Source organism: Escherichia sp. MOD1-EC7003, assembly GCF_002965065.1.
Taxonomy (GTDB): domain Bacteria; phylum Pseudomonadota; class Gammaproteobacteria; order Enterobacterales; family Enterobacteriaceae; genus Escherichia.
The window spans coordinates 1-509 of record NZ_PTRE01000315.1; the positions used below are offsets into that span (position 1 = coordinate 1).

Sequence of the window (509 nt, forward strand, 5' to 3'; positions counted from 1 at the left end):
TTCGGAGACAGCAATCAGGCTTTTAGTTATATGGCAATATTTCAGGGAGTATATTTTATTCATAGTTTCCAACTCAACGTTCTGGAGCAAGAATAGTCATAACTCGGGTTATTATTGAATCGTGATACAGTGCCGAACGGGATAATATATTTTTACCTCGGCATGTTTGCAGACTATTCGCATGCCAAGTAGATACAGTGAGTGTATTTGTGTCAAGTCTCCAAAAATAGAATAATAGATATTTAATATTTATATTCGTTTTTTTGATAATAGGAGGAGGGTAAGCGCAGGAATGAAAACTAAATCATTTCACTGGCAGGGATAAATCTGAGCCTTTCCTCCTCCTGACTCCTGGGGGGCAAGCGTATTTGAGAGCGTGTAAAGCCACTCTTCTGGTCTCAGCTCGCAGGGGGCAATTATGGTTACAGAGACTTAACACCTGCATTAGACGTAAGCGTGCAGCAAGAACCGTATTGACGGGGATGTGTTATTCAGTCGGCAGTGCTACG

The 509-nt window shown here is 41.5% G+C and carries 1 protein-coding gene; it reads right to left on the reverse strand.

What is annotated here, in order from left to right; all coding sequences use genetic code 11:
* A partial coding sequence (locus A7090_RS27455) for an ESPR-type extended signal peptide-containing protein (protein WP_206748398.1) occupies nucleotides 1-63 on the reverse strand: 63 nt, incomplete at its 3' end.
* Between the last annotated feature and the right edge of the window lie 446 nt (nucleotides 64-509).